At 52.3% G+C, this 13,722-nt stretch carries 7 protein-coding genes; all 7 read left to right on the forward strand.

What is annotated here, in order from left to right; translation table 11 throughout:
* The first annotated feature begins 147 nt into the window (after positions 1-147).
* The 7 genes from bcsR to hmsP all read left to right on the forward strand — a co-directional run bounded on the left by bcsR (position 148) and on the right by hmsP (position 13,607).
* Positions 148-348, forward strand: a complete 201-nt coding sequence (gene bcsR / locus MPHASIOC01_RS01435) for a cellulose biosynthesis protein BcsR (protein ID WP_064597735.1) — start codon at positions 148-150, stop codon at positions 346-348.
* Positions 348-1,079, forward strand: coding sequence for a cellulose biosynthesis protein BcsQ (gene bcsQ, locus MPHASIOC01_RS01440; RefSeq protein WP_353613799.1), 732 nt, complete (start codon positions 348-350; stop codon positions 1,077-1,079). Before bcsR ends, bcsQ begins: the two co-directional genes overlap by 1 nt.
* On the forward strand, positions 1,049-3,709 hold the full coding sequence (gene bcsA, locus MPHASIOC01_RS01445; protein WP_405027748.1) for a UDP-forming cellulose synthase catalytic subunit: 2,661 nt from the start codon (positions 1,049-1,051) through the stop codon (positions 3,707-3,709). The genes bcsQ and bcsA overlap by 31 nt, the downstream gene beginning before the upstream one ends.
* Positions 3,706-6,054, forward strand: a complete 2,349-nt coding sequence (gene bcsB / locus MPHASIOC01_RS01450; RefSeq protein ID WP_353613800.1) for a cellulose biosynthesis cyclic di-GMP-binding regulatory protein BcsB — start codon at positions 3,706-3,708, stop codon at positions 6,052-6,054. Before bcsA ends, bcsB begins: the two co-directional genes overlap by 4 nt.
* On the forward strand, positions 6,054-7,163 hold the full coding sequence (gene bcsZ / locus MPHASIOC01_RS01455; RefSeq protein ID WP_082917865.1) for a cellulose synthase complex periplasmic endoglucanase BcsZ: 1,110 nt from the start codon (positions 6,054-6,056) through the stop codon (positions 7,161-7,163). The genes bcsB and bcsZ overlap by 1 nt, the downstream gene beginning before the upstream one ends.
* Positions 7,145-10,678: a cellulose synthase complex outer membrane protein BcsC gene (gene bcsC, locus MPHASIOC01_RS01460; RefSeq protein WP_353613801.1), complete on the forward strand. Its 3,534-nt coding sequence runs from the start codon at positions 7,145-7,147 to the stop codon at positions 10,676-10,678. The genes bcsZ and bcsC overlap by 19 nt, the downstream gene beginning before the upstream one ends.
* A gap of 928 nt (positions 10,679-11,606) precedes the next feature.
* Positions 11,607-13,607, forward strand: a complete 2,001-nt coding sequence (gene hmsP / locus MPHASIOC01_RS01465; protein WP_064598049.1) for a biofilm formation regulator HmsP — start codon at positions 11,607-11,609, stop codon at positions 13,605-13,607.
* Positions 13,608-13,722: the final 115 nt, after the last annotated feature.

Below are 13,722 nucleotides of genomic sequence, written 5' to 3' on the forward strand. Positions count from 1 at the left end.
GGTTACTTTCACAGTGTGCTAGCGCAGGCCTGAAAATAAACCTAACATTGAAAATAAACGGCATCAGATTTAGCATTGTAATTCAATGTCTCTCTGTGGTCATTATCTTACGCGTTTTCCAGAGAATTCAATCGGGGAATACAACAAATGTGTCCAGACGAACAAAGTCGTGAGGCAAAAGAAAAGTATCAGGTTAATGCGTTTCAAAACGATATTCAGTCTCTATGTAAGACTTTTTCATTACCTGAGTTTGATTATTCCGATATTTCCCAAAAGGAACGTTTAGCGGCAGCAATCAAACGCTGGCCTTTGCTTGCCGAATTAGCGAAACAAACCGGGAGTGTTTAATGGCCATTATTGGCTTACAAGGATTGCGCGGTGGCGTTGGGACCACGTCAGTGACAACAGGGCTCGCCTGGGCGTTACAACAGCTTGAAGAATCTGTTCTGGTGATTGATTGTTCGCCAGACAATATGCTGCGCTTGTTTTTCAATGTTGAATTCACCCATCCGGGTGGTTGGGCGCGCGCGTTACTGGATAAAAGCGTATGGTCAGAAACGGCCTGGCGCTACACTTCCCATCTGGATATATTGCCGTTTGGGCAATTGTCTCGTGAAGAGCAACAACTACTTGCCGCACAACCCGCTTATGCACAAGCGGCCGGGCAAATTATTGACAGCCTGGTACGCCGGAATGCATGGCGCTGGATTCTGTTGGATTTACCCGCTACAGACACACCTTTCACTGAAGTTCTGACTGCACGCGTTAATCACCACCTGGTGGTTGTGAACCCGGAAGTGAATTGCCACGTTCGTCTGCATCAGCAGGCTGTTCCGGATGGTTCACATATTTTGGTGAATAACTTGCTGGTCGCCAGCCAGATACAGGATGACATTTGGCAGATGTGGTTAAAAAGCCAGTTGGCGCTGGTTCCAATAGTACTGCATCGGGATGAGTCGATGGGGGAAACCCTGGGCGTCAGGCAACCTGTGGGCGAATACCGCCAGGAAGCGCTCATCACGGAAGAGCTAAATACCCTGGCAAACTGGTGCCTGCTGAATTTTTCCGGGAGTGCCTGATGAGCCGCCTGTTAAGCTGTGTCTTAACCACGCCTGCAGCGGGTGCATTAAGTGCGCAGTATCGCCATTATCGCGCACACCGCACATCCCCTTTTAGTGCGGTTATTGGGTGTTTTTGGTTAAGTCTGGCGTGGTGTTTTTTCCCGTTGGAAAACGCAAACTGGCAAAGAGTACGCAGTAACTTTCGCCGTTGGTTTCCCCAGGTTAACCCGGATAAGCCGGGCCCACTGGATGTCATTCGTATCCTGATTCAGGGTTGCTGGTTGGTGGTGTTGGTGCCCGGTCATCTGTCAGGGAAGTCTGTGCAGAAATATCTGAGCCGGGCCGCGGCCTGGCGCAAGGACTATCATGACTGGTTAACGGCATTACCCGACAGAGTAAAAGCCCGGACTGAAAGCCAGTCGCAACGCCATGAGCTACGGCACATTTCACCACGGATTCGCCGTATTGCGCTGGGTGTGGTGGTGCTATTTTCTTTGACGCTGTCGATTGTGTGCATTACCCAGCCCTTTACCCCTCTGGCCCAGTTTGTCTTTTTGTTGTTGCTCTGGGGCATTGCCCTGGTCGTAAGGCGTATTCCGGGGCGCTTTCCATCACTGATGCTGATTGTGTTGTCGTTGACGGTTTCCTGCCGTTACATTTGGTGGCGTTATACCTCAACATTGAACTGGAACGACCCGTTAAGCCTGATGTTCGGCCTGATTTTGCTGTTTGCCGAGACTTATGCCTGGTTGGTTCTGGTTATGGGGTATTTCCAGATTGCCTGGCCGCTCAATCGCCACCCGGTTCCTTTACCAAAAGACGAAAGTCAGTGGCCGGTGGTGGATATTTTTGTTCCCACCTATAACGAAGACTTAAGTGTAGTGGAAGGCACCATTTATGCTTCGTTGGGCATAGACTGGCCAAAAGATAAACTGAATATTTGGATCCTGGATGATGGCGGCCGTGAATCATTCCGGGCCTTTGCCCAGAAAGTTGGGGTGAGATACATCGCCCGTACGTCACACGAGCATGCCAAAGCAGGGAACATTAACAATGCCCTGAAGTATGCCAAAGGCGACTTTGTGGCAATTTTTGACTGCGACCACGTACCCACCCGTTCTTTCCTGCAACTGACAGTTGGCTGGTTCTTTAAAGACAAGAAACTGGCCATGATGCAGACTCCGCACCACTTTTTCTCCCCGGACCCCTTTGAACGTAACCTGGGACGTTTCCGTAAAACGCCAAATGAAGGCACGTTATTTTACGGGCTGGTGCAGGATGGCAATGATATGTGGGATGCAACCTTCTTCTGCGGTTCCTGTGCGGTGATTCGCCGTGGACCACTGGATGAAATAGGCGGCATTGCTGTTGAAACAGTCACCGAAGACGCGCACACCTCATTGCGCCTGCATCGCCAGGGTTATACCTCTGCTTATATGCGTATTCCGCAGGCTGCTGGCCTGGCGACAGAAAGTTTATCTGCGCATATCGGGCAACGTATTCGTTGGGCTCGGGGGATGATCCAAATTTTCCGAATGGATAATCCGTTGTTTGGTAAAGGCCTGAAACTGGCGCAACGGTTATGTTATGCCAATGCCATGTTGCATTTCTTATCGGGCATTCCGAGGTTAATCTTCCTGACGGCGCCGCTGGCCTTCCTGTTATTTCATGCCTATATCATTTTCGCGCCTGCACTGATGATTGCGCTCTTTGTTCTGCCTCATATGGTGCATGCCAGCCTGACCAACTCCCGTATTCAGGGGAAATATCGCCACTCTTTCTGGAGCGAAATCTATGAAACCGTACTGGCCTGGTATATTGCGCCGCCAACGGTGGTGGCACTGATTAACCCTCATAAAGGGAAGTTCAACGTCACCGCCAAAGGTGGGCTGGTGGAAGAAGAGTATGTGGACTGGGTAATTACCCGGCCTTATCTCTGGTTAGTCATGGTTAACCTGTTGGGTGTGGCTGTTGGGATATGGCGCATGTTCTATGGCCCTGAACATGAAGTGCTGACAGTGGTAGTCAGTCTTGCGTGGGTATTCTACAACCTGATTATTTTGGGGGGAGCTGTTGCTGTGTCGGTGGAAAGCAAACAAGTTCGCCGGGCACACCGTGTTGAAATTGCCATGCCCGCCGCTATCGCCCGGGATGACGGGCATTTATTTGCCTGTACAGTGCGCGATTATTCTGGCGGTGGGTTAGGTATTCACTTGCAGGGAACGGTGGCATTTTTGAATGACCAAAAAGTGAACCTGCTACTTAACCGCGGTGACCAGGAATTTTTCTTTCCGGCCCGGGTGGTGCGGGTGAATGGCCAGGAACTGGGGATACAGCTCAGTGGCCTGACAACACAACAGCATATCGATTTTATTCAATGCACATTTGCCCGTGCTGATACCTGGGCCCTCTGGCAGGACAGTTTTCCTCAGGACAAACCAATGGAAAGCCTGCTGGATATCCTCAAACTGGGGTTTCGCGGGTACAGGCATCTGGCGGAGTTCACTCCGTCAGGCATGAAGGTGGTATTTCGTTCTGTAACTACGCTGGTTGACTGGATTGTGTCGTTTATTCCACGTCGCCCCGACGCGGTAAATGAGGACGCGCGTCAGGACTCTGCTGGCTCAACAATGATGACAATGCGATGAAAAGAAGATTATCGTGGCTGTATGCAGTGGCCGTCGGAATAGGGATGTTACCCGGGTTCACCGCGCAGGCGGTACCAGGTAAAACTCAAATTCAGGCTGGTATTGAAGATAACGCACAAGCTGTACCTGAAAATGCAGGGCAGCCGGAAACCGTGGGTGTGGTTGAACCGGGCGTTGATCATGCGGGCGCGCCGGTTGTTGCGATTAATGCGCCAACGCGGGACGTCAAACTGGATTTCGCCCGTATCGCGCCGCCGCCGGGCAGCATGGTGTTACGTGGTGTCAATCCTGACGGGTCGGTCGAATTCGGTATGCGTAGCGACGAAGTGGTGAACAAGGCGATGTTACACCTTGAGTACACCCCATCGCCGTCGCTGATTCCGGTTGAGTCGCAAGTGAAGGTGTACCTGAATGATGAACTGATGGATGTTTTAACCATCACGAAAGAGCAGCTTGGTAAGAAAACTCAGGCTGTCGTGCCTGTCGACCCGTTGTTTATCACTGATTTTAACCGGGTTCGTCTTGAATTTATCGGCCATTACCGTGATGTGTGTGAAAACCCGGCAAATACCACACTTTGGCTGGATGTTGCCAGGAGCAGTTATCTTGCTCTGACTTACCAAAAACTGGCTGTGCAGAATGATTTGTCACATTTCCCGGTGCCTTTCTTTGACCCGCGCGACAGCCGCCCTCTGAACTTGCCAATGGTATTTGCGCATGAGCCGGATATTGCCCAACAGCAGGCTGCCGGGATCATCGCCAGTTGGTTTGGTTCTCGCGCTGGCTGGCGGGGAAATAACTTCCCGGTGCTGTATAATGCACTGCCTGAAACAAACGCGATTGTGTTTGCCACCAATAAAGACAGGCCGGATTTTCTGAAAGATCACCCATCGGTGAAAGCGCCGGTGATTGAAATGATTAATCACCCGGATAACCCTTATGTAAAACTGCTGGTGGTGTTTGGCCGTGACGATAAAGACTTATTGCTGGCGGCAAAAGCTATCGCACAAGGAAGCCTGTTGTTCCGGGGGGACCATGTGGTGGTCGATGGGGTAACACCTCTGTTACCGCGCAAACCTTATGACGCGCCGAACTGGGTGCGCACTGACAGCCCGGTGACATTTGGCGAACTGAAAACCTACGACGAGCAATTGCAATCGACTGGCATTGAGCCTGGCCCGGTAACCGTCAATCTTAACCTGCCGCCCGATCTTTACCTGTTGCGCAGTACCGGTATTGATATGGATCTGAAATACCGATATACCGCACCCCCCATGCAGGACAGCTCGCGGATGGATATCAGCCTGAATAACCAGTTCTTGCAGGCGTTTAACCTTGAGCCAAAAGATAAGAGCGGTAAGTTGCTGCTGCGTTTGCCGGTTGTTCAGGGCTTGCTGGACCGCTCGCAGGATGTCTCTATTCCGGCGTTAAAACTCGGTGCCACTAACCAGTTACGTTTCGACTTCCAGTACATGAACCCTATTCCTGGTGGAACCGTCGAAAACTGTATTACCTTCCAGCCAGTGCGTAACAGTGTGGTCATTGATGATGACTCTACCATTGATTTCTCTCACTATTACCACTTTATTGCAATGCCGGATCTACGGGCATTTGCTAATGCCAGTTTCCCGTTCAGCCGCATGGCAGACCTCTCGCAAACCCTGGTGTTTGTTCCTGCTAAACCGACACCGGAACAGGTCACTACGTTGCTGGATGCACTGGGAACAGTCGGGGCGCAAACCGGGCTGCCTGCGGTGAATGTGCGCCTGACTGATGATGCCGGTGCCCTGAGTAAGGCGGATGACGACATCCTGCTGATTGGTCATTTGCCGGATAAGTTCAATGACGATAAACAGGTCGACTTGCTGGTCAAAGCAACCCAAAGTTGGGTGAAAACACCGCGGCGTAATAGCCGGGATGGCTTTATTTACAATGCGGATGACCGCGCGGCTGATGTAAAAACGGATATCTCGTCGCCGGGGCCTGTGGCCGCCATTATTGGATTCCAGTCGCCGTTTAATAGCCAGCGTAGTGTAGTGGCAATGTTGGCAGACAGCCCGCGTGGTTACACGTTACTCAACAACGCTCTCAACGACAGTGGTAAACGCGCCGCAATGTTTGGTTCTGTTGCGGTGATTCGTGAGTCAGGAGTAAACAGCCTGCGCGTGGGTGATGTCTATTATGTTGGCCATTTACCCTGGTTTGAACGCATTTGGTTCGCGTTGTCGAATCACCCGATTCTGCTGGCTATATTTGCCGCTATTAGTGTGCTGTTACTCGGTTGGGTATTGTGGCGGTTGTTGCGCATTATGAGCCGAAAACGCCTTGAACCGGATGACGAATAATGTTCAACCGGCCATTTTGGGGTTTATTGATGGCCAGTGTGTTGTTCATCTGCAGGCCGCTTTATGCGGCCTGTGAGTGGCCCGCCTGGACTCAGTTTAAGCAAGATTATATTCGTACCGACGGTCGTGTCGTGGATCCCAGCGATGCCCGGAAAATTACCACCTCTGAAGGGCAAAGTTATGCGCTGTTCTTCGCTTTGGTTGCTAATGATCGCGCCGCGTTTAACCAGGTGCTGGGCTGGACGCAAAATAATCTCTCTGCTGGTGCCTTAACACGCCATTTACCTGCCTGGTTGTGGGGAAAAAAAGATGATGGCAGTTGGGGCGTTTTGGACCGTAATGCCGCCTCCGATGCTGATCTCTGGATAGCCTGGACGTTACTTGAGGCGGGTCGCCTCTGGCAACAACCCAGGTTTTCGGCAACGGGCAGAGCCTTGTTACGGCGTATTGCAGATGATGAAGTCGCCTGGCTCCCCGGCTTTGGTTTTCTGTTATTGCCGGGTAACAATGGCTTTACCAGTGACAACCGCTGGCGGCTTAACCCCAGCTATCTTCCACCACAAGTGATTCAACGCTTTGCCCGTTATGGTGAGCCGTGGCGCTCGATGAACGCCAGTATGGTGTCTTTTTTACAGGGGAGTTCACCAGCAGGCATTGCGCCGGACTGGGTTGACTGGGTGGTCGATAAGGGGTGGCAACCCGCAGGAGAGCCACAGGAAAACAGTGAATATAACGCGATTCGGGTTTACCTGTGGGTGGGCATGATGAGTGATGCAGACCCACGAAAGCAAACGCTGCTTACCCACTTTTCACCCGTCGCGGACATCATGCAACAGCGGGCGTTACCGCCAGAAAGTATCAACACCCGAACAGGCAAGCCCTCGGGCAATGGGCCTGTCGGTTTTTCCGCAGCTCTGCTGCCATTTTTGTCCGGCCAGGCTCAGGAAGCACAGCGCCAACGGACAGCATCCGCGTTTCCAGGCGCGGATGCATATTATAGTTATGTGCTGACGCTGTTCGGTCAGGGATGGGATCAGCACCGTTTCCGGTTTACTTCGCAAGGTGAGTTATCACCTGTTTGGGGGCGGTTATGCGCAACTTCTCACTAAATTTTATTGCGCTGTCTTTAGGGATGGCTCTGACCTTTCAGGCTCAGGCCGCGGTATCGGCACAACAGCAGTTGCTGGAGCAGGTTCGGATTGGCGAAGCGACGAACCGTGATGATCTGGTTCGCCAGTCACTCTACCGTCTTGAGCTTATCGCTCCCGACGACCCACAAGTCGTTGCCGCAAAAATGCGCTATGAATTGCGTCGTGGCGACAGTTCGGCAGCAAAAAAAGATTTGGAACGGCTGGCACAGTTGTCTCCGGGGTCTGATTTATATTACCAGGCAGTAAACAGTATGGCGCTGGCCAGTAGCGCAGGGCGTCAGCAATTGCAGGAAGCGCGGTTACTCGCTGCGGCAGGTAAAACCAGTGAAGCGATAGCAGCCTACAAAAAACTGTTTAACGGCCACCCTCCACAAGGCGATATGGCTGTGGAATACTGGAGTGTGGTTTCCAGTGAACCGGCGCAGCGTAATCAGGCCATCAAAGCGCTCAGTGCGCTTAATCAGCAGTATCCCAGCACCCAACTACGCAGCAAGCTGGCGCAACTGTTACTGGCGAATGGCCACCGTGAAGAAGGCTTCAAAGTACTGGAGCAAATGGCTCGTTCCCGGGATGGCCGCAGTGAAGCGTCTGGTCTTTGGTACGATCAAATAGCATCACTTCCTCCATCAAGCAGTGCGGTTCAGGCACTGCAACGTTACCTTGCCATTTTTACTGACGGTGATAATGCCGATAAGGCGCGTAGCCAACTGGCGGATATGCAGCACAAACTGGCTGATCCGGCATTTCGCCAACGCGCCAATGCGCTGGCTGAGGTGAACAGTGGCGATGCCGCCAGGGCATTGCCAGCATTGCAGAAAGCAGCTGCCCAGCCACAATCCGATGGCGAAGTGATGGGCGCATTGGGTGAAGCCTGGTCGCAAAAAGGTAACCGGGCAAGAGCAGTGCAGTCTTTTGAGCAGGCGCTGCGCCTGGAGCCCAAAGGGCCAAATAGTGACCGCTGGAAAGGGTTGCTTGCCATGAATCGCTACTGGTTGTTGATTCAGCAAGGGGATGATGCACTCAAAGCGCAAAATACCGACCTGGCACAGCGCAAATATCAGCAGGCCCGCAATACCGATAACACAGACAGTTATGCTGTGTTGGGGCTGGGAGATGTCGCGGTTGCCCGTAAAGATGATGCTTTGGCGGAGCGCTATTATCAGCAGGCACTGCGTATGGACAGAGGTAACAGTAACGCGGTGCGTGGCCTGGCGAATATTTACCGCCGCCAGTCGCCGGAAAAAGCCAGCGCCTTCCTCAATAGCCTGTCTGCGGCACAACGCCGTAGTGTCGATGACATCGAACGTAGCCTGCGCGATGAGCAACTGGCTGACCGGGCTCAGGCTCTGGAAGAGCAGGGGCAGTGGAATCAGGCAGCAGAACTCCACCGCCAGCGCCTGGCAATGGATCCAGAAAGTGTCTGGATAACCTACCGCCTGGCAAAAGACTTGTATGCGGCAGGCCGGCATGAAGAAGCGGATGCCTTATTCCGTAACCTTGCCCGTCGCCGCCCTGATGACCCGGAGCAGGTTTATGCCATGGGGCTCTATTTGTCTGCCAATGACCAGGACAACGCGGCACTGGCTCACCTTGATACACTGCCCCGTAACCAGTGGACAGACAATATCCATGAACTGGCAAACCGACTGAATACCAATAAAGTGATGGCCGATGCCAATCGCCTGAGGGATAGTGGCCAGGAAAAACAGGCGGTTGCTTTGCTGGAGCAGCAAACACCTTCAGCACGTATTTCGCTGACTCTGGCTGAGTGGGCCGCAGCCAGGGGAGACCGAGCGGAAGCACAACACCGTTATGAAAGCCTTATTCAGCAGGAGCCGGATAACCTGGATGCCCGCCTCGGCCTGGCAGAATTATTTATCAGTGAAGGTGAAAAAACAGCTGCACATCAGCAAATTACCGCTGTTGAACAAGCGAAAGAAACCGCACCTCTGTCATTAAATACTCAACGCCGCCTGGCTGGCGCGCTGAATGCAACGGACGAAACGGCGAAGGCCAACGCTTTGTGGAAAAAAATTATTCCGGAGGCAAAAGCGTTGCCGCCTTCGATGGAAAGTGCCCTGGTGCTGCGCGATGCTGCGCGCGCTCAGGCGAAAAACGGCGAACCTGGCCAGGCCCTGGATACCTGGCGTGATGCGATGGTGGCGGCGGATATCACTCCTGTCCGGCCAGTGGATAACGACACCTTCACCCGGCTGACGCGCAACAATGCCAGTGATGACTGGCTCAAGCGTGGTGTGCGCAGTGATGCTGCAGACCTCTACCGCCAGCAGGATGTGAATGTCTCGCTGGATTATGACTATTGGGGTTCCAGCGGAACACCAGGTTATTCAGACCTGACTGCGCACACCACAATGTTACAGGTGGATGCGCCGTTATCTGACGGGCGGATGTTGTTCCGTACCGATATGGTGCATATGGATGCTGGTAGTTTCCAGACCGATGCTAATGGCAACTATGACCCGCGCTGGGGAACCTGTGATGCACGCAATAGTCATTCAGACTCCTATCAGGGGAGCCTGATGCCATGTAGTGGCAGCCGTAACCAGACTGCAACCGGAGTTAGTGTCGCTGTGGGCTGGCGTAACGATACCTGGGCGATGGACCTGGGGACAACACCAATGGGCTTCCCGGTTGTGGATGTTGTTGGGAGCCTGAGTTACAGCAACAAAGTGGGCGTTATTGGTTATACCGTGGATGCGCACCGGCGGCCTGTATCCAGTTCTTTGCTGGCGTTTGCCGGGCAAACGGATGCTAAAAATACCGTTGATTCAAATGATGGAAAACATACTGGCGTCACCTGGGGTGGTGTGCGTGCCAATGGCGGCGGCGTCAGCCTGAGTTACGACCAGGGGAAAGCGAACGGTGTCTGGTCCAGCCTGAGTGCAGACCAGCTCACGGGGAAAAATGTCGCAGATAACTGGCGGGTACGCTGGATGACGGGTTACTACTACAAGCTTATCAATGAAGATAATCGCCGGGTCACCGTGGGTCTGACCAACATGCTGTGGCATTACGATAAAGACCTCAGTGCATATACCCTGGGGCAGGGCGGCTACTACAGTCCTCAAAAATATGTGTCCTTCGCCTTGCCTGTTACCTGGCGCCAGCGTACCGAAAATTGGTCCTGGGAACTGGGTGGTTCAGTATCCTGGTCTCACTCCCAATCCGATTCACAGCGGCGCTACCCCATTAGTGGTTTGATCCCGGATTATTATGCAGATAAATACGACGATATCAGCGGAGGCAGCAGTAACGGTGTCGGATACACAGCCCGGGCAATTATAGAGCGCCGCCTCACCTCCCACTGGTCACTGGGACTGGGTGTCGATATCCAGGAAGCGAAAGATTACACCCCAAGCCACGCCATGCTCTTCGCGCGTTACTCACTGGCCGGGTGGCAGGGCGATATGAACATGCCGCCGCAGCCTTTAGTTCCATATGCTGACTGGTAACCTGCGCGTCACTGCGCGTCATACTTCGCGCTGCAGCGGTGTTGGCCGCCTCAGCGCGCCCCGGTCACTTACTCGTGTAAGCTCCCGGGGACTTGCCTCGTTGCCGCCTTGCTGCAACACGAATTATTTAGCGCAGGTGGTGGGTTAATTTTACGCGATGGCGGTGTTGGCCGCCTGTCAGTTATCTGTTAGTTCGGGGTAACTTGCGCGCCGTGTCAGCCACACAGCTTCCTCTCACCCGCCGCTCTACCTGCGTCCTGCAGGCAGCCCCGGCCCGCCAGGCACGCCTCAACGATTTAGAGGCCACCCAAACCCACCCGTTTGTAAGCCCGCAGCAAAAAATAAATAAAGACATACCGGGTACAAATCCTCCAGCCACACCAGACAACACAAGAAAATAGCCACTTGCAGCGGGGACAGTTCGCGTAAGACCGGTGAACCGGAGAAAGGAAGACAAGGTTATTCCGCCCGGACGGCGGAATAAGGCGAACCGAGGCATGGATGCCGAGTCGAGCCGGCCGCAGGCTGACTGCCCGGAGGTGAACGCAGTGCGTAGCACCGGTCGCCCGCGAAAACGGGGATTGCAAAGGGGGCGAGCCCCCTTTAGCCCGTTCACAGGCTGTGAAGCCACATTAGTCACTTAACTTCAGGTGAACGGAAACAGCCCCACAGCAGGTGAACGGAACCTTCACATCATTCCAGGTGAACGGAAACAACCACACTTCAGGTGAACGGAACCTTCACATCAGTCCAGACGAACGGAAACAATCACACTGGAAGTGAACAAAACTAACTCCCCCCACTTTTCAGACTCAAACTCACCGAATACGCCTAAATGATCCACCTGGAAACAATAAAAAGTCATCACAATGCAGTATAATCGGCAGGCTAAATGAGAATAACGTGGTGGGAAAAGTAAAGCGTGAATTTGCGAGTTAGCCGGTCATTAACAATAAAACAAATGGCGATGGTGGCCTGCGTCGCCATCTTTTTTATTGCTATTTTTACGCTTGTCTTACTGTTCCATCTGGTACAGCAGCACCGGCATGATACTGTTATGCAAATGGAAAATATTGCCAGGTCTGTGCGCCAGCCATTGTCTGGGGCCATTCTCAGAGCGGATATTCCAGAGGCTGAGTCAATTCTTAAGCATATAACGCCATCTGGCATTATCAGCCGTGCCGATGTGGTATTACCTAACCGCTTTCAGGCATTACGGGTGGTGTTTCAGACAGAGAAGCCCGTTCCTCTTTGGATTGCCCGTGTGTTTGAATTACCTGCACAAATATCGTTACCACTTTATTCGCTGGAACGCCCTGCCAATCCACAACCTCTGGCTTATTTAGTAATACAGTCCGACGCCTGGCGAATGTATCGTTACATCATCAGCGTTATTTCAACGCTGATTACGACATTTTTGCTCTTGTCGCTGATGATATCGGTCGCTGTCACATGGTGTATTAACCGTCTGGTAGTGCACCCATTAAGGGATATTGCCAGCTCGCTGGCTTCTGCCGCCGCATCTGAAGAGATAGAACATCAATTGACTGTACCACCGCAGCATGCTGACGATGAAATCGGGTTGTTGGTTAAAACTTATAACCGTAATCAAAACCGGATAATACAGCTCCATGAACATATGCACCGGCTCAGTACACGTTTCCCGATAAGCGAATTACCCAATAAAGACCTCTTTCTTGCGTTGCTGGAAAATGTGATGAGTGAGCCTCGTCCGTGCTTTATTCTGGCTGTTTCCTGCCAGACATTGCAGGATTCTGATGGTGTATTACATGAGTCTCAGCGAGAAGCGTTGTTACTCATGCTGGTGGATAAACTTCGCAACGCGCTGGGGCAGCATGCTTTCCTTGCACAAATAAATACCACTGATTTTGTTGCTCTGGTTCAGGGAGTAGATAAACCCTGGGTTGCGATGACATTAAGTAACCAGGTGCTGAATGCGTTAAGTGACTCGCTCAATCTCGGTTCCCTGCAGTTACGCCCTTCAGCCAGCATTGGTATTGCCATGCAAAAAGAAGGCGAGAATGACGCGCTGTTATTTTTCCAGCGGGCGCTGTCTGCCAGCCAAAGTGCACGCCGCGCGGGGAAAAACCAGGTGGAATTTTATGATCCCGGCCAGCATGCGATTGCGTTACAACGCCTTACTGAAGAAAACGATATCCTCAATGCGATGGAAAACCGGCAATTTGCAATTTGGCTGCAACCTCAGGTTGATATGCGCACTGGGGCTGTGCTGAGTGCGGAAGTCTTGTTGCGAATGCGTCAGCCGGACGGTAGCTGGGATTTACCCGAAGGCCTGATTGAGCGAATTGAAGCCTGTGGCTTAATGGTAAAAGTGGGGCGCTGGGTAATGGAAGAATCACTGGCTCTGCTTGCACAGTGGCAAAACCGCGGAATTAATTTGCCATTGAGCGTGAATCTTTCGGCATTGCAATTGCTTGACAGTAATATGATCCCCAATATGCTGTCTTTACTGCGTCATTACAAAATTCAGCCCGGCACACTGATTCTGGAAATAACGGAAAGCCGCCGTATTGATGACCCACAAGAAGCGGTCAATATTTTGCGTCCCCTGCATGATGCCGGGATCCTGATTGCACTGGATGATTTCGGTATGGGCTATGCCAGCCTGAATCATTTACATCACATTAAAGCTGTGCCTATTGATATCCTGAAAATTGATAAAGGGTTTGTGAGTAGCTTGCCTGAAGACAGTAATATGGTGTCCGTTATCCTCTCCCTTGCCAAGACACTGGGATTAAAAATCGTGGCTGAAGGTGTGGAAACGGAAATACAGCGTCAGTGGCTGGAAAATGCCGGTGTTGCGGTAGGGCAAGGGTTCTTGTTCGGTAAAGCCGTTAGTCTTGAGGTATTTTCCCGCGACTATCTGGCGGCTAACGACGCCCGCTGATTATTCTGTTCGTCTGATAATGCTGCCGGTTATTCCGGCGGCCTGATTTTCTCCGCGTAATAATGATTTTCTTCGTTTTCTGCTTTCAGCAACCTGCTTTGTTTCTGCCGAAAAT

Source organism: Mangrovibacter phragmitis, from assembly GCF_040429585.1.
GTDB lineage: Bacteria > Pseudomonadota > Gammaproteobacteria > Enterobacterales > Enterobacteriaceae > Mangrovibacter > Mangrovibacter phragmitis.